The following is a 21091-nucleotide window of genomic DNA, read 5'->3' on the forward strand; positions in this document are numbered from 1 at the left end:
TAATTTAAACGAGGTAAGTACAGCGAAAGATCTGTGTTTTTTGCAATATAAGAATGGATGTAATTATGATTTTAAGCGTAGGTTTATATCTATTACGTTTATTAAATTTTTGGGATGCATAAACCAAAAATAATTAACTCACAAAAAGGATAAAAGGGTATGCGGGTATATAAAAAATCAACATACTGACTTACCATAGTTTGCTAAATTAGCTATTTAGAACGCTATATTTTAAATAACCTACCCGAAATACGTTACAAGTAGGTTATTTATAAAATTACTTTTAAGCTAGGTGTTTACACAGGATTGTCTATGTCAATAAATGTCACATCAAAGCCATGTTTATCGGCAAGGTATTCACCCAACGCTTTAATACCGTAGCGCTCGGTAGCGTGATGACCAGCGGCAAAAAAGTCGATATTTTGCTCGCGTGAGCTGTGAATGGTTTGCTCTGATGCCTCACCAGTTAAGTAAGCATCAATACCTTGCTCGGCTGCTAAGTCGATATACCCTTGCCCGCCACCTGTACACAAAGCGATGGTTTCAATTTTATCAGTACGTACTAAACTCGTTAGTGGCTCGCGCTTAAGCACTTGGCTTATTTTTTTGGCAAATTCACTGCCCGTTAGCGGCGTTTTTAAACGCCCTTTCATCGCTACACTGTTGTTAGTTGGCTCAAGGCCTGCTTCAATTTCAATATCGAGCAATTGCGCCAGCTGTGCGTTATTACCCATTTCAGGGTGAATATCTAACGGCAAATGATAGGCAAATAAATTGATGTCGTTAGCTAAAAGCGCAGCCACACGACGTTTTTTCATGCCAGTGATAGGTTGTGACTCGCCTTTCCAAAAATAGCCATGGTGTACCAAAATAGCATCAGCATTATTTTCAATCGCGGCATCAATAAGTGCTTGGCTTGCTGTTACACCCGTTACTATGGTGCGTATCTCATCTTTACCTTCTACCTGAAGCCCGTTTGGACAAAAATCGTTAATGGTTTCTGGCTTTAACAGGGTGTTTAATAATTGATTAAATTCTCTACGTTGCATACTACTTACCTTACTTTGCACTGAATTTTGTACAAATTTTGGCGGTTATGCACTAAAAATGAAAGGAAAATCGCAAAAAATTGAAAAACAGTTCTAAAATAGGTATAAATACCTCTTCTTTATCTGTGTAAACAACGTATAGGGTCTCTGATGAGCAAACTAGACAAAACAGAAGTGTTATCTGCCTTTGAAGCTGCATATGAAGCTGCCAACGGTAAAAAACCTGAAATAACAACTAAACCTGGCTGGTATAGCATTGATGGCGGCAAGAACATGCGCCTAGCTGATGTAGCAGAGCTGACTAAAGAATTAAGCTCTGGTAAGTCTACAAAAAAAGCTGCAGTAAAAGCACCTGCTAAAAAAACTAAAAAAGCTGCTCCTGTAAAAGCACAGAAAAAAGCGCCTTTCACCGTGATCACACAAAACGAAGAAGGCTACACAGCAGAAGAGCTTTGGATAGTTGAGCTTGCTCGCAAAGATCACGATTGCCGCCTACCTCGCGGTGTTGTTTGATCAGCTGAGTGCTTTGTATAAAAGAAACCGCGTTAAGCGGTTTTTTTATATTTATTATCCATCAAGTATTGAATAATCCACCTCGCAACAAAGCCAGACAAAACTATGAATACAGTTCCTGCCAGTACTGGCATTATTAAAAAATCCCAACTTTGGCCAGACTCAATAATTAAGATAGGGTTTGCGCCGGCAGCAGGGTGAATAGTTTTTGTGATTATCATTAATGTTATAGCAATACCCACAGCCAGCCCAATCATAATCGCACTATCAGCACTATAGTAGCTAAAAGCAACCCCAATCATTGCGGTCAGCATATGCCCCCCTATTACGTTTTTTGGCATAGCTAACGGGCTCTGCGGTACGCCAAAAACAAGTACAGCTGTTGCGCCGAATGGCGCCATTAACCAAATACCGTAATCACCCATATAATTTAGCCACGCCAAAAACCCCAAAACAAAAGTAGAAAAAACGCCTGCGATTAATGCCGACTTTATTTGCTCACTATGCATATTACCTCCTCAAAAGTAGACCGACTTGTCTACACATGCAATATAGACAAGTCGGTCTACCTATGTCAAGCTGTGTTTTTACTGCTCAAATTTGGAATATCATGGATAAACAACAACAAATAATCAGTACGGCACTGAGTCTTTTTTATAAAAAGGGTATACACGCTGTTGGTATTAATGAAATTTTAGCTGTATCGGGCATTGCAAAAAAAACCTTATATAAGCACTTTGAAAGCAAAGACGCGCTTATTTGTGCTTGTTTAGTCGCACGTGACATCTGCTTTAACGCTTGGCTTAAAAAAATATGTATACAACCAAGTGCTATGTTAGTCGCACAGGCAATTTTTGCCGGACTGAAAAAGTGGATTAATAATGAGGTTTCAGAGTTAGGGTGTTTTAATGGCTGTTTTTTTATTAATACTGCAGCTGAGTACCCTGTAGAGAACGACCCTATTGCCAAACTTTGCAAACAGCACAAGCAAGCGAACTTTGAGATCATACTATCAGCTCTTTTAGAAACACCTGAATTTGCTCACAATAGAGAAAAAGCAATTGAAGCCACGCAACACTTACTTATTTTAAAGGAAGGTTATATATGTAGAGCGAGGGTGATGCATGATGTAACAGTGACTCCACCTAGTGATAATATTTTAAAAGCGATAGTAGCGGTTAGTTAAATAGGTAAATACAGTATAAAAAAAGCGGCTAAATAGCCGCTTATTAACTAAAAAATGGCTGCATTATTCAAAAAATAATGGTTCACGCTGTTTTTTGCCTACTTCGTTCATGGTGGCTGCGTCGAACAAACGGCCGTTGATCATGGTGTAATCAATTTTGTCTGAATCACGAATGTTTTTCAGTGGGTCGCCATCAATAACCATTAAATCTGCCAGTTTACCGACCTCTAATGAACCCACATTTTTATCTAGGCCTAAATATTTTGCCGGATCGAGTGTAGATGCTCTAATTGCTTCCAGTGGCGTCATGCCGCCTTGGGCAAACATCCACATTTCCCAATGCGCACCTAACCCCTCACGTTGACCATGCGCCCCCAAATTAACAAGTACACCTAAATCTTGTAACTCAGCCGCTACGCGAGCATTGTTAAAGTGATTATAGTGATGATCGGGTGCTTTAACTCGGCGCATTGAGCGCGGTAATAATTGGTTTTTAGGCACAAATTTACTTAAACGTGGATGATTCCATACGTCCGTTTTATCATACCAGTAGTTTTCACCCCAAATACCGCCATAGGCAACCACCAATGTAGGTGTGTAACCTACATCACTTTGTGACCATAGCTGCTTAATATCGTCATAAATATGTTCAACAGGAATTGAATGCTCAATGCCTGTATGGCCATCGACTACCATACTCAAGTTATGTTGTAATAATGACCCCCCTTCTGGTACTACCATCATTTCAAGCATTCGCCCTGCTTCTATAACTTGCTGACGCTGCTCTCTGCGCGGTTGATTATAAGATTTAACACTAAACGCACCCACTTTTTTAAGGCGCTCTAAATGAAATTTAGCATCATCTAATGAGTCAATATGCGAGGTATACCCAGGCATATTCGCGCCGTATAAAATAGTACCGGTAGAGAAAATACGCGGACCAACGATCATCCCCGCTTTTTGCATTTCACTCGCGGTAAATATTTCAGTGGTGTCGTTTGATGGGTCGTGAATAGTAGTAACACCCAGCGCAAGACCTGCTAAGTTTTTCCAGTTTTGCTGCGGGATAATTTCATCACTGGCTTGTGAGCCATGAGCATGGGCATCTACAATGCCAGGCATAATTGTTTTACCTGTTACATCAATGACCTTTGCCCCCTTAGGAATACTCACATCAGCAGCAGTGCCAATGGCTTTGATATGTTTGCCATCGGTAATGATCACGCCATTTTCAATGACCTTTTCACCCTCCATGGTAATAATTTTAGCGCCAGTTAATGCAATCATGCCCTGTGGTTCAGCCATTTTTTTACTAAAGCCGATATTAGTCCCGCTTTTTACTTTAACGTCTTTATCATCTGCTTTATTAATAGCAAACATACCCTCTAAACTGGCATGGTAAAGCTCAGGCCCCAGTGTCCAATACAGTTTATTGCTGTTGGCACTCCAGCTAATGTTTTCACCGGCGCGTACAGATAGTTGCTCAATTGGAAATTGACTGTCTTTGGGCCCAATATTTATCGTTTTGCCGCGCTCTACAAATGGAGTAACAAATACTTTAAAGCGCTCAGCAAAAGCTAAATACTCACCATCAGGAGAGACTCTAAATTCAGTGGCGTGCTCTGACTCATACAGTTTACGTACTTTTTTACTTTCAAGCTCTACCACACTCAACGTTGGTTTAGGCCATGGGCTCATAATATAAACACGATCGTTGGCACTGCCAAACTGAGGTTGATAGCCGCTTTTAGAAATGAGCTCACTTTTTCCGCCTTTAGCACTAACACTGTATACCCCAGGATGCAGTGACCACTTAGGGTTTAAAATGCTGCCGCCGCTGGCTTTACGATACACCACGGTTTTGCCATCTGGACTAAATGTTGGCTCTACGTATTTTCCCGGCTCTTGTGTAATAGTGTCGCCACGACCACTGCGTGCAGAGACGACACGCACGGTGCCTTGTTCGTTATCATCCCACGTGGTGTAGACAATGTTTTTGCCATCACGAGAATACTGCGGGAATAACTCATAATGATCGGTTTGCTTAGTTAAGCGCTTTATTTTTCCTGATTCTAAGTCGCGCTTGTAAATATAGCCCAATGCTTCAAAAAGTGCGGTTTCACCGTCAGGGCTAATTTGCACATTACGCAGCATTTTTACATCAAACTCATCAGTGTCGATATTTTGAGTAAAACGCACTGCTTTTTGAATTTTTTTCGTGGTGTCTACTTTAAATGCAATATTGCTAACTGATTTATCATCGACATTGAGTTTATGAAGGGTGCCACCAGCCCAAAATACCAGCTCTTCGTTATCTGGGGTCCACGCAATAGTCGGATATACGCCATGAATCGCCCACGTTTCTTGCATATCGCGCTCTAGCTTGTCGTATAGCTTAGTATGCTCACCACTGGTTAAATCATATAAGTACAGGCTGGTTTGAAAGTCATCACGCTTTATGTACGCTAGTTTTTTACCATCTGGCGACGGCGTCGGTCTTATTGCCCCGCCCATGCCACTTATAATGGTTTCTATGTCGCCTGTTTCACGGTCATAACGCTTAATTTTATAAATACCGGCAACAGAGTCTTTTGAATAATGAAAAGTTTTACCCGGGGTTGCATCATGCGAAAAATAAACATACCGACCATCCGGTGAAAACATGGGTTCACCTAAATCTTTTTGATCGTTTTCACGTTTAGTCAGTTGCACCCCTTTACCGCCGGCTTTGTGATAAAGCCAGACCTCACCTGCGCCTAGCGAGCGACTGGCGGTAAAATGCTTACGTGCAACTAAATAATCGCCATCAGGGCTCCACGCAGGGCTATTGAGTAATCTAAATGTTTCGTCAGTGACGGCGGTTTGGTTTTCGCCGTTAACATCCATTATCCAAATATTGTCACCACCGCCTTGATCTGATGTAAAAGCAATGTGCTTGCCATCTGGGCTAAAGCGCGGCTGCATTTGCCATGCAATGTCTGAGGTTATTTTAGTCGCTTTACCACCACTCATTGGCATGGTGTAAATATCGCCCAGTAAATCAAATACTAAGGTTTCTCCGTCAGGACTTATATCGACATTCATCCATGTGCCTTGCTCTACACTAATAGATGCATCAACAAATTGCCCTTTAGGTGAATCAACTTGCCATTTTTTTTCATCCGTTTGCTCTGCGTGTGCGTGGCCTAATGCCAATGAAACCGATAACGCGAGTGCTGTTTGCAGCATTTTTTTCATGCTTATCTCACTTATTATTGTTGCTGTGTGTTGATCTATTACATGATTGCAACAAAAACGCCAGCAAGTTACCAGCGTAATAGGATGAAGTGCATAAAATTAGTGCCAAACAATAGGATCAAATTGATAAAAATCCACTAGCAAATGGTAAATTTCAGGGTCTTCACGGCGTAAATCGGCGGGTTTCTCTAAGAATGTTTCGGTGATCACCGCAAAAAACTCAGCCTCATTGGTGGCTCCATAGCTATGTATTACATGCGGCATACTATAAGCAACATGGGTTTTTAACTGCGAAAACGCTCGGCTAAACACTCGCCCCCATTGTTGGTATTTTGCCTGTGATGCAAGTAGTGGCGTGCCGGTGGTTTTACCGGTTTCTTGATCAAGTTGATGTGCAAATTCATGAAACACTAAGTTATGCCCATCACTGGGTAAGCGGTTGCCCTCAAGCACATCATGCCAGCTAAGCACCAATGTTCCCCCCGGCCACGATTCACCTTGCCTTACTGTATTATGAAAACTGACAAGACCTGCGTTATCGCGGCTTGATTGGGGCGCGTAATACGCGCTGGGGTAGAGTAAAATTTCTTTTACGTTTTTATACAAAGGCCAAGGCTTGTTAAGCACCAGCAAGCAGGCATCGGCGGCAATAATGAGTTTCATTGCCTCCGTTAGTTGCAACCCATCGCAGCCAACAAAACGCTTTTCATTTAAAAACCACACAATATGGGATGCTAACTTGGCTCGCTCTGCATCGGTCATTTTGTTGTATATGGGCATAGCACGCAGTAACAACGTGTGTTGTTGCTCATTTAACAATAAATCACTGTATTTACGGTGCCACACGGCATTTTGAATATCAGGCCAGCGCCAAAACATTAAAATAAATACAATTAAAACAAAAATTAATAGCCCATTTATCATTGGGTCGTCCTAAATCAAACCATTTAGCTTTAACGCCAAAATACTGCGCCCGTATTATTAAAATAGTAATGGGTGCAGTGAGGCTGTTTTTCAATCACATCACTTCAGTTCGATTTCGGCCATTGTTTTTTGCCTTATACAAAGCTTGATCAGCCCGTGATAATAATCGGTCATAATCATCAACATCACCAGAGTCAGAAACACCAAAACTCACGGTTACGCTGAGGCCTTCTGCGATATTTGAAAAGTTTTTATTTTCAATACATTTGCGTAACTTCTCGCACATTTCTTGTGCCTGCACTGCACTCGTATCGGGAAACACAAAAGTAAACTCTTCGCCACCCCAGCGAGCTACCTCTTGCTCACCTTCGCAGTGCGCTTTAAGAATGTTAGCTACTTCACATATAACCTGATCACCTATGAGGTGTGACCAACCATCGTTAATCCGTTTAAAGTGATCAATATCCATAATAGCGATAGCAAGTGATTTATTACATGCTTTAAAGTCTGAAAAGTTATCCGCCAGCCAGCCATCAAATGCGCGGCGATTCGGTAAATCGGTAAGCTGATCGTGTGTGGCTTGATACGCAAAGGCACTGGCTTGCTCTTGCAGTGCTTGCGTTTGCTTCACCACTCGACTCGTTAATTCCTTTTCAACTTGTTTATAACGATATAAGCGGTAGCGATAAGCGCTATATATCACCACCACAAAAAGAAAAAACATAAACAACTTAAAGCTTGTTTTTTGCCAAAAGTGCGATTGAATTTCAAAGTTAACGACTTTGTGATTTTGTTGCCAATCAGTATTTGGATAGGCTGCACGTACAGCAAAAGAATACTTGCCCGCAGGTAAGTTAGTGTATTCAGCAGTCGCTATGTGTTGACGGTTGATCCATTCGTTATTAAAGCCTTCCAATTTTGTTTGAAAGTTTAATCGCTGCGGCATAATAAAGCTCAGTCCCGCGTATTGAAATGACAAGCGCGTCACCCCTGGTGGTAAAATAATAGTTTCACCGTCTATAGGTAACGACGTTGGTTTACCATCAACAGAAAAGCTTTCAACAATCGTTGGTAACGCTATTTTAGTGGCTTCTTTTAAACGTTCCGGTTTTACTGTACTCACCCCTTTTGCGGTAGCAAACCAAATTGTGCCATCTGAATGAGCGGTTGCAGAGGGGGTTGAACCGCCATTTGCTTGTGCACTGAGCATGCCATCACCCTCATCGTATAATTGAAAGGCGAGCGTACCTCTATTGTTAGATTTTGAATCAAGCAGCTCATTTACCTGCTTATAATTGACTTCAATAATGCCACGGTTACTTGATAGCCAAAGTGAGTCTTTAAACTGCACAATTTGAAAAAGCTTATCAACGGGTAAACCTAATTCACGCCCTAAAATAGTCATCTTTGCGTTTGAATGCTGATAACGAACTAAGCCGCGATCGGTAGCCATCCACGTATATTTATCGTCAATGTAAAAGCCAAACGCATATTGGGCGGCAAATTCAGCAGGAAACTCAACAGGATTAAACACGTCAGTTTGAGTGTCATAAACCACGACCCCATTACCGGTTCCTACCCAAATATTAGCTGAGTTATCTTCACTCAAGGCTAAAATAAACCCACTCGGCAGCTCTTTTTCATTAGTAAATTGGTTTAAGCTACCGTCGGTATTAACGCGTGTCAGCCCCATGGCCGAGCCTATCCACAAGCGATTTTTTGAATCAAAAAGTAAAGATCTTACTTCATTACTACCTAAGCCATTATCACGGTTTAAATAAGGTATGAGTTCGTTATTTACCACTTTTAAAACACCCGAAGTGTATGTGCCTACCCAGACATCACCTTGGTTTTGCTCTAGTAAGCTTAATACTGAATATGGCGAGCCTTGTTTAGTGCCTTTAATATGGCTGATCTGATTATTGTGCAGCCGATCTAACCCCGTGCTTCCGCCTATCCATAAACTGCCATCGGAATGTGACAATACCGTACGCACATAATCGCTAGATAAGCCTCGCTTTTTGCCCCACGATGAAAACGGCGCTTCTCTTAACCTAAATACACCAGCATTGGTGCCTACCCAAATACTATTTTCTCTGTCTTGTAACAAAGAAAGAATACGGTTAGCGGGTAAACCATTTTTAGCATCTAATTGCTCTAAACCATCGACGCTAAGCCTAAAAACACCTTTATTAATGGTGCCAAACCACAGATCCCCATGATCATCTTCTAACAAACTGGAAATAGATTCCGCGTCGAGTTGTGGGTGAGGCGATTCAAATAGCTCGCCATTAAGGATTCGTGCCCCTCTTTCACTTCCTATAATGAGTCGACCTTCACGGGTGATTAATAAGGTATATACGGGAGCATCTGGTAACCCTTGTTGTGGCGTCATCAAAGTGGGTTTGTAGTTGACTATTTTATACAGGCCATCACTGGTTGCTGCCCATATAACCCCCTTGGGGTCTTCAATGATTCGATACGCACTGACATTTTGTATTATTGGGATGTCTTGAGTGCTACTAGCTGAACGATAAAACACACCATCATTCTCAAGCGCTAGCCACAAGTTATCATTTTTACTTTTAAATATATGATTAACCATCGCTTGGGCAGGTGGTTGCGTGTCCCATTGGCGATGTTGATATAAGCTAATACCGCCGCGCGCCCCTGCAATAAGTAAACCGCCATCAGATGTAGGGGTTAGCGCACGTACGCCTGAGTCAGGCAAGTCAGTAATTTCGGAGCGAGTAAATAACTTAAACTCTTGGCCATTGAAGCGGGCAAGTCCTTCCCAAGTACCCACCCATAGATACCCATCTTGTGTTTGTGCAAGGCTATTAATGCTATTGTGAGGAAGACCCGTACGTGTATTCCAAGTTTCAAAAAAATAATCACGTAACGGCAAACGAGTCTGCTGTTGTGCGTCAACAGAAAAAATCACCAACAAAATACATAAAATCACTAAGCGATTCATCAGATATTGCCTTTATAATTATAATTATTAATTTTTATATTTGGGTAAGTTTAGAGTGACAATTTAAGTTAAAAGCACTGCTGGCAAATAATAACATAAAATTTACAACTTTTTCATTAATTATTATTACTTAAATTATCAAATGTATACTGCAATTGCTTTATAAATTTAGCGACATGAAGCCCATCCAACAACGCATGATGAACATCAATAGCAAGCGGCATTTTACCTGTCTCAGTGTTGTATTGGCCAAACACAAATTTAGGAATACCATTACTTTGACCGTGGGTAAATGCATGCGAAAAGCTGCTAAAGTTTAGCCAAGGTAATACAGAAACATGAATTAAATCTGCTTGCCCTTCAGTTGCTGCAAACGCATCAGAAAACAGTGGGTTTAATTTTGTGGTATCGCTAATAACTTTCGCCTCACGGGCAAATTCATTTAACGACTCGTGTAATTTAAAATAACTAAAGCGAAACGACTCATCATCGGCAAGCTCGACTACACTTGCCCGCGTAGCACTTAAGTAACAAGGTTTTTGGTTAATAATGCGCAGCATCATCGGCTCATACTGATGACAGGCTTTTAATAAGCAATAAATATAACCATGAAAAAAAGCAATATTAGCTTGTTTACAGGCGGTATATAACTTTTTCGCATTCAGTTGTACGCACAGATTAAAATAAGGCTGAGTGAACTGCTGAAATAACTCAAAGTGTTGCTTTCGAGGCCATTGCTCAAAATCAAGAGGGGTAATAGAAAAATCAGTAGAGGACATAAAATATAGATAAAGTGTAAAACTAAATTTTACCGTGCTTTATCTATATTCGCATTAACTAAAATGACGCTTTGGGTGTAGTTATACCAAAGTCTTACATAAGGTATAAAAAAGGAGCGTATTTCGCTCCTATTTTAAACCGAGTGGAAACTTAAAGTCCGTTTTCAATAATTTCTTGTGCCAGTTCATCGGCAATTAAATGCGTTGATTTTTGCTCTTTTTCACTACGGGTAAAAATTTCACTAAGTGTATCGTAAATTCTTTCTACGTGTTTATTAGAAGCCTCTTTACTGTAACCCTCTGGTGCAGTTTCGTAATAAACGTTAATAATACCACCTGCATTTATTACATAATCAGGCGCATATAAAATACCTTTTTCACGTAAAATTTCACCATGGCGTGATTCAGCAAGTTGATTGTTTGCACAGCCTGCTACTATCGTTGCTTTTAAGCGTGGGATTGTTGTGTCATTAATAGTGGCACCTAATGCACAGGGTGCATAAACATCCACATCTAGGTCGTATATTTCATCAATACCAACTGCGGTTGCGCCAAAATCATTTACTACACGTTCTACTGCAGCTTGATTAATATCGGTAACAAATAACTCAGCACCAGCTTCAGACAAATGTTTACATAATCCATAAGCTACTGCACCTAAACCTTGCACCGCAACTTTAATACCAGAAAAGTCTTGAATACTGCGTTGATGGTTAAGCGCTGCTTTCATACCTAAAAACGTACCATAGGCTGTAAACGGCGAAGGGTTACCACTTTTTCCTTCAAGGCCTAGCACGTAATTTGTTTCTTTGTTCATTAACGCCACATCATCACAGGTAATGTTTACATCTTCTGCTGAGTAGTAGCTACCATTTAGTCGCTCTAACTGGCGACCAAATGCGCGAAATAACTGCTCTGATTTGATTTCTTTGGCATTACCAATAATAACCGATTTACCACCACCAAATGGCAAGCGTGCTACGGCATTTTTATAAGTCATCCCTTTTGATAAACGCAGCACATCATATACTGCGTCTTCATCGTTAGCATAATCCCACATTCTACAACCGCCTACCGCAGGGCCTAAGTTTGTGTTATGTACCGCAATAATGGCCTTCAAACCAGACGCTTTGTCTGAACAAAAAACCACTTGTTCATGGTTATCAAATTCAACTTGATTAAATACAACCACTTTAAATACTCCGAAAATAATGGGCCCTTTTGGGCAAGCACGCTACAAATTGTCGAGACTTTATCACTTCAGTTAATGGTTCGCCACACTATGAGTAGATAAACCAAATAAAGCGCGTCAAAGTGAAAAATAAAATGACTTATCGTTAAAAGTAAGCATAAAAATTCCAAAAATAACCATTTGATTAAGTATAAAAGCTAAAAACACCATCGCAATTAAAGCTTACGCTTACGTGAACGTCACCTTGCAGTTATTTGTAAACTTAACCATACACCCTAAAAAAGTATACTACAGCTTAAAATACAGTGGCTTATACACTAATTGCCTACGCAGCATAAACTGGTCTGAGGTGTATAAGTCTTTGCAAATGTAAAAGTAAATAAAAAAGCGAGCACACAGTGCTCGCTTATATGATTGCTTTTTAAGTAAAAATTTACTTCATTTTGCTGTCTAGCTCTTCAATTTTTGCTTTCCAAATAGCAGGGCCTTGGGTGTGAGCATTTGCTCCTTCACTGTCTACGGCAACTGTTACTGGCATATCTTCTACTTCAAATTCGTAGATAGCTTCCATACCTAAATCTTCAAAGGCAACAACACGTGCTTTTTTAATAGCTTTAGATACTAAGTAAGCCGCACCGCCTACCGCCATCAAATACACTGACTGGTGCTTTTTAATAGACTCAACCGTTGCAGGGCCTCGTTCAGCTTTACCAATCATACCCACGATGCCGGTTTTTTCTAACATCATATCGGTAAATTTATCCATACGTGTTGCCGTTGTAGGACCCGCTGGGCCTACTGCTTCATCGCCTACTGCATCCACAGGGCCAACGTAGTAAATAAACTTGTTATCAAAATCAACACCTTCAGGTAAACCTTCCCCTGAGTTGATCATATCCTGAAGACGTTTATGAGCAGCATCTCGACCCGTTAAAATAGTACCTGAGAGTAAAACGGTTTCACCCATTTTCCATTCTTTAGTGTCTTCTTTAGTAAGAGTATCTAAATTAACACGGCGTGTGCCCTCACCCACTTCGAAAGTCACTTCTGGCCAATCTTCTAATTTAGGTGCTTTTAAATTCGCAGGGCCTGAACCATCAAGGGTAAAGTGAACGTGGCGCGTAGCAGCACAATTTGGGATCATAACCACTGGCTTTGAAGCCGCGTGAGTTGGCGCCGTTTTAATTTTAATATCAACAACCGTGGTTAAACCGCCAAGGCCTTGCGCACCAATACCTAATTTATTCGCACGTTCAAAGATTTCTAAACGCAGCTTTTCTTCTGTTGTTTCTGCGCCGCGCTCAATTAGTTCATGAATATCAACCGGATCCATTAATGACTCTTTGGCCATTACCGCTGCTTTTTCTGCAGTGCCACCAATACCTATGCCTAGCATGCCTGGTGGACACCAACCCGCCCCCATTGTTGGTAGCGTTTTTTCTACCCACTCAGCCACATCGTCAGATGGGTTTAACATCACCATTTTACTTTTGTTTTCTGAGCCGCCGCCCTTAGCAGCGACCATCACTTCGACTTTATCGCCTGCAACTAAGTCAATGTGAACCACTGATGGCGTATTATCTTTAGTGTTTTTACGTGTTCCCGCAGGATCTGCAACAATCGATGCACGTAAAGGGTTATCTGGATTTAAGTACGCACGACGCGTTCCCTCATCAACCATTTGTTGTACTGTTAAGTCGGTTTTATCCCAATTAACATCCATCCCTACTTTTACGAAACAAGTGATGATCCCGGTATCTTGACAAAGTGGGCGCTTACCTTCTGCCGACATACGCGAGTTAATTAAAATTTGCGCAATCGCATCTTTAGCGGCTTTACTTTGTTCTTTGTTATACGCTTTCTCTAGTGCTTGAACAAAATCAAGAGGATGGTAAAACGAGATGTATTGCAAGGCATCTTCAATGCTATCAATAAAGTCTTGCTGACGAATTGTACTCATAGTGGTTCCTTAAGTTGTTGTTACTCACGCAGCACGTAAGCGATATCAAACCCGTGACGGTGGTTCGAACTGTTTTCAACTACAGCGCTCACTAAACGCTGCCAAATAAATTTGACTTATGATACCCTCCCAGCCCGTTTGGAGCCAGTTCTTATAGGGGTAGTAAATGCTAAACAATAAAAAAAATTGTGTTGAATTAGCCATATCACAAAATTGTATTGAGGTATTTTCGCATTTTGCTCATTTGCCTTACGCCATTTTATTAGATTCGGGTGATAGTGATCACATAAACAGTCGTTTTGACATTATTGCGATTGACCCCCAGAGCACCCTTGAAGTCGAAAATAATCAAAGCGTTTTTAATAACCAGCCAAACATAAAAAGCTGCTTTGAAATAATGAATAATGAACTGGCAAAGTTAGACAGCACTAAAGCTGCCAACAACTTACCTTTTAATGGTGGCTGGCTGGGTTATTTTGGCTATGACTTAGGCCGTACTATAGAGCAACTACCAAGCAGCGCTTTACACGACATAAATTTACCGCAAATGGCGGTTGGGCTTTACCTCGATGCACTGATTTACGATAAACAACTGCGCACGTGGTTTTATGTTTCGCAGCCCAATGTAGACCGCCTTTGGCTATATCAGCAATATTTAGCGCAACCACCTAAACACGAAAGCTTTTCGCTTACATCACCGTGGCAGTCAAATATGAGTCAGACTAGCTATAGCGAAAAGTTTGCCGCGATTGAAGAATACCTAAAAAGTGGTGATTGCTATCAAATTAACTTAGCGCAGCGTTTTAGCGCACATTACCAAGGCTCGCCTTGGAGCGCCTATGTTAAATTAACTCAGGCTAATAAAGCGCCTTTTTCTAGTTTTATTAATCATCCTCAGGGCGCTATTTTGTCAATCTCACCCGAGCGTTTTATTGCAGTACACGACAATAGAGTAGAAACAAAACCCATTAAAGGGACTTTACCTCGCAAAGCAGATGCCCTTGAGGATGCAAAACAAGCGACCTTGCTGGCAAATTCGAGTAAAGACCGCGCCGAAAATGTCATGATAGTGGACCTGCTGCGAAATGATTTAGGAAAAGTCGCTAAACCGGGCTCGGTTATTGTGCCCTCATTATTTGCTATTGAAAGTTTTCCGGCGGTACACCATTTAGTGAGTACGGTCACCTCAACCCTTGATGAGGGTAAAACAGCGGTTGATCAACTGGAAGCTGCGTTTCCCGGTGGTTCAATTACAGGCGCACCAAAAGTCCGTGCCATGGAAATAATAGAAGAACTAGAACCACATAGACGTAGCATTTATTGTGGCTCTATTGGTTACATTAGTGGCTGCGGCAATATGGATACCAGTATTACTATTCGAACTTTAGTCACACATCAACAACAAATATATTGTTGGGCTGGGGGTGGTATTGTTGCTGATTCAAAAGTCGAATTGGAATATCAAGAAACTTACGATAAAGTAAATAAAATACTTCCTATATTAAATGAAGGTCGCTTTGAATAGTGAAACCATTTCGGCTCGTTTTCAATTAAACCGCAGTTTAGCCGTGGATCAGCTCAAAGATAATAAAAAAAAGCGCGCAAGCGCAGTAATGCTGCCATTGATTGATATAGATAACGAAGCACATATTTTATTGTGTAAGCGACCAACCTACCTTCATCACCACCCTGGGGAGATTTGTTTACCGGGTGGCAAGTTTGAAATTGATGATGTTAACCTACGCACCACCGCACTGCGTGAATTACATGAAGAGCTTAATATTGCCCCGCAAAATGTCCATGTGTTAGGTCAGTTACCAGAATATTCAACCCTGACCGGATTTACTATACGCCCCTTTGTAGGCTTAATTAAAAAAGAAACAGTGTGGGAAAACGACCACAACGAAGTGCAAGCTAGCTTTTTACTCTCTATAAAAGCGCTGAATAACGCGGCTAACTGGCAACCTTTGCCCTTTGAACGAGGTGGAAAAATCATTACCTTAAATGGCTTTATCACCCCACATGGGCTTTTGTGGGGAGCCACAGCCAGCATTATTAAAAACTTTACAAAACAACTCGCCATACCAGTTTAAATCTTTACTAATAAGGGTTACACACCTGCGTTTCCACGTTATTATAGTCGACCGTTCAAAGAACAGCTTAATGCTGAGAAAACTAAGTAGAGACACACATTATGATCAGTGCATTTGATATGTTTAGCATTGGTATTGGCCCTTCATCGTCACATACCGTTGGCCCAATGCGTGCATCACGCTTATTTGTTAATGACCTAAACGAACAACAACTATTAGCAAATGTGACCGATGTAAAAGTAGAGCTTTACGGCTCGCTTGGCCAAACAGGTGTTGGCCACGGCTCTGGTAAAGCAGTGATACTTGGCTTAGCAGGGTATGATCCTGAAACCATTGATGCCGATTTAGTGGATGACATACTCGCTAAAATTGAAAAAGAACAGGTTATTTACCTAAACCAAACTCACAAAGCTAAATTCCCTAAGCAGGGCGCGATTGTTTTTCATCGCAGAAAGACACTCCCTAAACATTCCAACGCAATGGAAATTATTGCCTATAACAATGGCGAAAAAGTATATAGCAAAGTTTACTACTCTATTGGTGGCGGATTTATTGTTACGGATGAAGAGTTTGAAAAAGAAAAACAAGCCGCTTTAGATATCCGTGAAGAAAACCCAGCCCCGTTCCCGTTTGGCTCGGCTAAAGAATTACTCGAAATGTGTAAAGAGTCGGGTTACAGCGTATCAACGTTAATGATGAAAAACGAAAAAACGTTACGCAGTGAAGAAGCCATTAAAGATGAGCTATTTAATATTTGGCAAGTAATGAAAGCCTGTATTGAGCGAGGTATGCGCACCGAAGGTATTTTACCTGGCGGATTAAAAGTAAAACGCCGTGCGCCAAGCTTATATTTAAAGCTAAATGTAGAAGTCAGTAACGATCCGCTGCGCGCCATGGACTGGGTTGATTTATTCGCATTAGCTGTAAACGAAGAAAATGCAGCCGGAGGACGTGTAGTAACTGCCCCCACAAATGGCGCAGCCGGAATTTTACCTGCAGTATTAATGTATTATCATACTTTTATTAAAGAAGTAGACCGTGATATTGCTACCCGCTACTTATTAACTGCCGCTGCAATAGGCATTTTATATAAAAAGAATGCCTCTATTTCTGGTGCTGAAGTGGGTTGCCAAGGCGAAGTCGGTGTTGCTTGTTCAATGGCCGCAGGCGCACTTACTGAAATTGTTGGTGGTAACGTTGTACACGTAGAAAATGCCGCTGAAATTGGTATGGAACATAACTTAGGGTTAACCTGTGACCCTGTTGGCGGCTTAGTGCAAGTCCCCTGTATTGAACGTAATGCAATGGGCGCTATTAAAGCAATTAATGCGTCGCGCCTTGCTATACGCGGTAGTGGTGAGCAAAAAGTATCGCTGGATAAAGTAATAAAAACCATGCTCGATACGGGTAACGATATGAAAACAAAATACAAAGAAACCGCTCGCGGTGGACTGGCCGTTAATATTATCGAGTGCTAATTAACCTGAACTCTGGTTAAGAGATTTACTAACATATTGAATCAAAATGATATTTATGTTTATTTTCTCTAGCTAGAGATTTTTAGTGAAAACAAGGCGAAATTACGCGTCAATAGCTAGCCTATTGCAAGTAAATTCAACGCAGTTAGCGCTGAAAATAGCTGCTTGAGATGGATTTATTATCCACAGTTCAGGTTAATTACATAGCACAAAAAAGCCGCTTAGTTGCAAAACTAAGCGGCTTTTCATTGCTGTTTATGGCGGTTACTTAACCGGCAATTCAATATCAGCAAATAATTTATCAACATCTTCTTGATTACGCAGTAAACTCGCACGCTCTACTCGCTCTTTAGTTAAATGCGGTGCAAAACGTTCGATAAAGTCATACATGTAGGTGCGTAAAAAACTGCCCTTTCTAAAGCCAATTTTAGTCGTGCTCGCCTCAAATAAATGGCTAGCATCAATGCACACTAAGTCGCTGTCGTTTACCTGATCAATTGCCATAGATGCAACCACACCCACACCTAGCCCTAAACGCACATACGTTTTAATGACATCGGCATCGGTGGCAGTAAATACAATATGTGGCTCTAATCCGTAAGCATTAAATGCTTTGTCGAGCTCCGAACGACCTGTAAAGCCAAATACGTAGGTAATGAGTGGGTATTGGGCTATATCAGCCACTGTTAAATTATCCACTTTTTTCGCAAGGGGATGATCTTTAGCAACCACAATACTACGATTCCAATGGTAGCAAGGCAGCATTACTAAATCTGAATATAAATGAAGCGCTTCTGTGGCAATGGCAAAGTCAGCATCACCGCGAGCGGCTGCATCCGATATTTGCTGTGGTGTACCTTGATGCATATGCAGTGATACCGCAGGATATTTTTGAGTAAAGCCTTTAATTACACTCGGTAACGCATACCGTGCTTGTGTATGCGTGGTAGCAATATTAAGTTTGCCTTGATCCGGTAAAGTATGTTCATTCGCAACCGCTTTAATACCCTCAACTTTTGAGAGTATTTCGCGTGATATGTTAATGATTTCCTCGCCAGCGCCTGTAACATGAGTTAAATGCTTACCACTGCGGCCAAAAATTTGTACACCGAGCTCATCTTCTAACATACGTACTTGCTTAGAAATACCAGGCTGGGAGGTAAATAAACTCTCAGCCGTAGCTGAAACATTTAATTTATGATTTTGAACTTCTACGATATATCTAAGTTGTTGTAATTTCATGGCTATGTAGTTTCGTTATAATTCACATTGACAGATAAAAGCGCACCCTAACTATAGGTAGCTATATAAAAGGCTGATTAATGTTACATAATATAACAATTAATTTGTTGAAATTTCAGGTTAACACAATAAATAAACTTGAGGTAGCAATGATTATCAGCAATCGAAACATAACATATTAAGATTTAAACGCTTTATGGTGACGCTTTTTTCAGTTAATCTGAGCAAAGTTTCCCACCTTTTATATATTTAATGTAAGATTAGATAATAAGGTTAAGAATTTGAGAATTATAACATGATAGTTTCCATTATAATTGTATTAATTGTTGCACTTATAGTCATTGCACTATGGGTTAGTGCTGTTCAGCAACACAAAGAAAAACAAGAAGCTGAACGACGCAAAGAGTTAACAAAACAAAAAGCAATCATTGAAGAAACCGAAGAAGCATTAATGAATAGCGCCAACATTCCACTTTCAGAGGCAACTCAGCGAATATTACAACGACGAATTCATGATGCGCTCAGTCAAATGGTGTCTATTTCAAGCGGAGGTAGTGGACTAAAAAACCGCTTAAAAGAAGCAAAAGAGCGACTACAAAACCCAATTCAAGACGGTTCAGATGGCTTTGTATTACCAGGCAACGACAAACAACTGATATCACTGATACAAGGCATTAAAAAGTTACGCACTATTATTCGTTCTGAGCATAATAAAGGCAAAGTAGACAGCCAAGTATTTATTGCAGAAGACAAACGCCTTGAAAAGCTACAACTAAGAATCAACATTGAAAGCCAAATAAAACGAGGGTTATCAGCGCAAATAGCTGGAATGATAGGCTCTGCTAGGCAGTACTTTGAAAAAGCAGCTGCCACACTTAACAGTGTTTCATTTAATGACGATTACATTACGGCAAAACGAGCTGAAGTTGAAGGCTACCTTGAAACGATAAGTAATGAACTCAAGGCATCAAATGCTACATCATTGAAGAAAAAGAACGAACAAGAGCAAGATGATTTAGACGTATTATTTGCACCTAAAAAGAAATGGTAATTCCTTTCTAAATAAAAAAGCCCATGCAGTTGCATGGGCTTTTTTTTGAATAGGATTTTGCCCCATTTTGTGTTTACATATTAGGACATATACACATTCTAACAAGCTGACTGCATTAAGATAAAAATGCGAACTTAACAATAAACAAGGCAGTTAAAATCCAAACACTAATGCTTACCTGATCTTTTTTGCCACACAGCACTTTTACCGCCGTATAAGAAATAAAACCAAGTGCAATACCGTGTGCAATTGAGAACGTCAGCGGTGTCATTAATAATACAACACTCACCGGAATTGCATCAGTCATGTCGTCCCAATTCACAAACTTTAAGTTTTGTAGCATCAATACAGATACATATAAAATAGCTCCCGCGGTTGCGTATGCAGGCACCATTTGAGCTAAAGGCGCAAAAAACATCATCAGTAAAAAGCAGCAACCCACAACCACAGCGGTCAAACCCGTTCGACCACCAACAGATACACCTGCAACAGACTCAATGTATGACGTGGTTGTTGAAGTACCGAGCATTGCACCTGCAATGGTTGCTGTGCTGTCGGCGCTTAATGCACGACCTAAACGCGGCATATTACCGTTTTTATCTGCTAAACCAGCCTTCTGAGTTACCGCAACTAACGTGCCTGAGGTATCAAACAAATCAACGAATAAAAACGCAAAAATAACACTCAACATCGACAGTTCAAACGCGGCACTAAAGTCCAGTTGCATAAAGGTCGGCATGATAGAAGGTGGCATAGCAATAACACCATGATACTCCACTAACCCCATAGACACAGCAATCGCGGTGACTAGTAAAATACTAATCAGTACGCCACTTTTAAAATCGCGATAAAGCAGTGCAGCAATAACAAAAAAGCTGAAAATAGCCAATAAAGGACCAGGCGAGGTAATATCACCCAACTGCACCAGTGTTGCAGGACTTGATACAATAATACCGGCACTTTTAAGTGCGATGAGAGCTAAAAATGCGCCAATACCCGTTGCTATTGCTTGCTTGAGCACCAGAGGGATTGCATTAATAATCCACTCTCGCACCTTAAATAAGCTTAGAATTAAAAATATACACCCTGACATAAATACCGCACCCAACGCAGCTTGCCAGCTATAACCCATACCTAATACAACACCATAGGTAAAAAATGCATTTAATCCCATACCCGGTGCCAATGCCAGTGGATAATTGGCCCACAAACCCATAATAAAACACCCTATTGCAGCAGCAATACAGGTGGCAACAAAAGCAGCACCTTGGTCCATACCGGCTTCTGCAAGCATAGCTGGGTTTACGAATACGATATAAACCATCGTAATAAATGTAGTCATACCGGCAATACATTCACGGCGAACCGAAGAATCATTTGCACGGATTTTGAATAAGGCTTCGAGCATAA

General features: G+C 40.8%; 16 protein-coding genes. 6 read left to right on the forward strand and 10 right to left on the reverse strand.

Going from position 1 to position 21091, the window contains the following annotated elements:
* Positions 1 to 296: 296 nt before the first annotated feature.
* Complete coding sequence (locus PTET_RS09390; protein WP_058154849.1) at positions 297 to 1049, reverse strand: Nif3-like dinuclear metal center hexameric protein; 753 nt, start codon at positions 1047 to 1049, stop codon at positions 297 to 299.
* Positions 1050 to 1199: 150 nt separating this feature from the next.
* On the opposite strand from PTET_RS09390, the gene PTET_RS09395 reads away from it, so the two are divergent.
* Positions 1200 to 1562: a hypothetical protein gene (locus PTET_RS09395; protein ID WP_008114254.1), complete on the forward strand. Its 363-nt coding sequence runs from the start codon at positions 1200 to 1202 to the stop codon at positions 1560 to 1562.
* A 32-nt stretch (positions 1563 to 1594) separates the two neighbouring features.
* Here the strand turns inward: PTET_RS09395 and PTET_RS09400 are convergent, their stop codons facing one another.
* A complete protein-coding gene (locus PTET_RS09400) occupies positions 1595 to 2071 on the reverse strand; it encodes an HPP family protein (RefSeq protein WP_058154851.1) in 477 nt (158 codons plus the stop codon).
* A 101-nt stretch (positions 2072 to 2172) separates the two neighbouring features.
* Here PTET_RS09400 and PTET_RS09405 point away from each other — a divergent pair, with 101 nt between their 5' ends.
* Positions 2173 to 2748 (forward strand): TetR/AcrR family transcriptional regulator, encoded by a 576-nt coding sequence (locus PTET_RS09405; RefSeq protein ID WP_096038537.1) that lies wholly within the window; start codon positions 2173 to 2175, stop codon positions 2746 to 2748.
* A gap of 63 nt (positions 2749 to 2811) precedes the next feature.
* Here the strand turns inward: PTET_RS09405 and PTET_RS09410 are convergent, their stop codons facing one another.
* From PTET_RS09410 to PTET_RS09435, 6 genes are all read right to left on the reverse strand, one after another.
* Positions 2812 to 5985 (reverse strand): amidohydrolase family protein, encoded by a 3174-nt coding sequence (locus tag PTET_RS09410; RefSeq protein ID WP_096038538.1) that lies wholly within the window; start codon positions 5983 to 5985, stop codon positions 2812 to 2814.
* Positions 5986 to 6084: 99 nt separating this feature from the next.
* Entirely contained in the window at positions 6085 to 6909 is an 825-nt protein-coding gene (locus tag PTET_RS09415; RefSeq protein WP_096038539.1) for a M90 family metallopeptidase, read from the reverse strand.
* Between the two features lie 94 nt (positions 6910 to 7003).
* On the reverse strand, positions 7004 to 9886 hold the full coding sequence (locus tag PTET_RS09420; protein WP_096038540.1) for a ligand-binding sensor domain-containing diguanylate cyclase: 2883 nt from the start codon (positions 9884 to 9886) through the stop codon (positions 7004 to 7006).
* Positions 9887 to 10002: 116 nt separating this feature from the next.
* The gene (locus PTET_RS09425) at positions 10003 to 10665 is read right to left on the reverse strand and encodes a CatA-like O-acetyltransferase (RefSeq protein WP_096038541.1); all 663 of its coding nucleotides are present in this window, start codon (positions 10663 to 10665) and stop codon (positions 10003 to 10005) included.
* Between the two features lie 151 nt (positions 10666 to 10816).
* Positions 10817 to 11857, reverse strand: coding sequence for a Leu/Phe/Val dehydrogenase (locus PTET_RS09430; RefSeq protein ID WP_096038542.1), 1041 nt, complete (start codon positions 11855 to 11857; stop codon positions 10817 to 10819).
* A gap of 433 nt (positions 11858 to 12290) precedes the next feature.
* The gene (locus PTET_RS09435) at positions 12291 to 13817 is read right to left on the reverse strand and encodes a fumarate hydratase (RefSeq protein ID WP_008112774.1); all 1527 of its coding nucleotides are present in this window, start codon (positions 13815 to 13817) and stop codon (positions 12291 to 12293) included.
* 166 nt (positions 13818 to 13983) lie between these two features.
* Here PTET_RS09435 and pabB point away from each other — a divergent pair, with 166 nt between their 5' ends.
* The 3 genes from pabB to PTET_RS09450 all read left to right on the forward strand — a co-directional run bounded on the left by pabB (position 13984) and on the right by PTET_RS09450 (position 17388).
* Positions 13984 to 15342 (forward strand): aminodeoxychorismate synthase component I, encoded by a 1359-nt coding sequence (gene pabB / locus PTET_RS09440; protein WP_096038543.1) that lies wholly within the window; start codon positions 13984 to 13986, stop codon positions 15340 to 15342.
* Positions 15335 to 15910: an NUDIX hydrolase gene (locus tag PTET_RS09445; RefSeq protein WP_008112778.1), complete on the forward strand. Its 576-nt coding sequence runs from the start codon at positions 15335 to 15337 to the stop codon at positions 15908 to 15910. Before pabB ends, PTET_RS09445 begins: the two co-directional genes overlap by 8 nt.
* 101 nt (positions 15911 to 16011) lie before the next feature.
* Complete coding sequence (locus PTET_RS09450; RefSeq protein WP_008112780.1) at positions 16012 to 17388, forward strand: L-serine ammonia-lyase; 1377 nt, start codon at positions 16012 to 16014, stop codon at positions 17386 to 17388.
* Between the two features lie 264 nt (positions 17389 to 17652).
* On the opposite strand, the gene cysB is transcribed toward PTET_RS09450, so the two are convergent.
* The gene (gene cysB, locus PTET_RS09455) at positions 17653 to 18630 is read right to left on the reverse strand and encodes an HTH-type transcriptional regulator CysB (protein ID WP_008466190.1); all 978 of its coding nucleotides are present in this window, start codon (positions 18628 to 18630) and stop codon (positions 17653 to 17655) included.
* Positions 18631 to 18925: 295 nt separating this feature from the next.
* Between cysB and PTET_RS09460 the strand changes: the two genes are divergently transcribed.
* Positions 18926 to 19681, forward strand: coding sequence for a hypothetical protein (locus PTET_RS09460; protein WP_096038544.1), 756 nt, complete (start codon positions 18926 to 18928; stop codon positions 19679 to 19681).
* Between the two features lie 115 nt (positions 19682 to 19796).
* On the opposite strand, the gene PTET_RS09465 is transcribed toward PTET_RS09460, so the two are convergent.
* A complete protein-coding gene (locus PTET_RS09465; RefSeq protein WP_008113045.1) occupies positions 19797 to 21089 on the reverse strand; it encodes an NCS2 family permease in 1293 nt (430 codons plus the stop codon).
* Positions 21090 to 21091: the final 2 nt, after the last annotated feature.

The organism is Pseudoalteromonas tetraodonis (assembly GCF_002310835.1).
Classification (GTDB): Bacteria; Pseudomonadota; Gammaproteobacteria; order Enterobacterales; family Alteromonadaceae; genus Pseudoalteromonas; species Pseudoalteromonas tetraodonis.